Raw genomic sequence first — 274 nt, 5'->3', positions numbered from 1 at the left:
CAAGAATATATTAGTGAGCTGCGAAAACTCAGAAGTACAGCAATTATAAATGCATTAGCGGTACTTCAGCATCAATTTAAAGCAACCCAATTAAACCAAGAGATAGAAAAACTTAAACAAGATCGACGTGTGCAAGAGCTAAAAATGTCGCAGCGTTCTCAGCTTACTTTATTCTCTTTTTTACTATTACTTTTGGTTGTTGTAACTGGTATTGCGCTTTACCGCCGTGGCGCAGAAAAACGCGCTAAGCAGCAGTTAACAGAGCAAGTTACGC

Annotated in this window: 1 protein-coding gene; it reads left to right on the top strand. The window is 39.1% G+C overall.

Going from position 1 to position 274, the window contains the following annotated elements; genetic code table 11:
• Positions 1–274 (top strand): hypothetical protein (locus tag AAEY83_RS14870; protein ID WP_351060097.1); only part of this gene is annotated, 274 nt, incomplete at both ends.

Origin of the sequence: Psychrobacter sp. TB20-MNA-CIBAN-0197, from assembly GCF_040309765.1 — a bacterium.
Classification (GTDB): domain Bacteria; phylum Pseudomonadota; class Gammaproteobacteria; order Pseudomonadales; family Moraxellaceae; genus Psychrobacter; species Psychrobacter submarinus.
The sequence above is the reverse complement of the archived record's forward strand: the minus strand, read 5'-3'. Positions and strand labels throughout refer to the sequence as shown.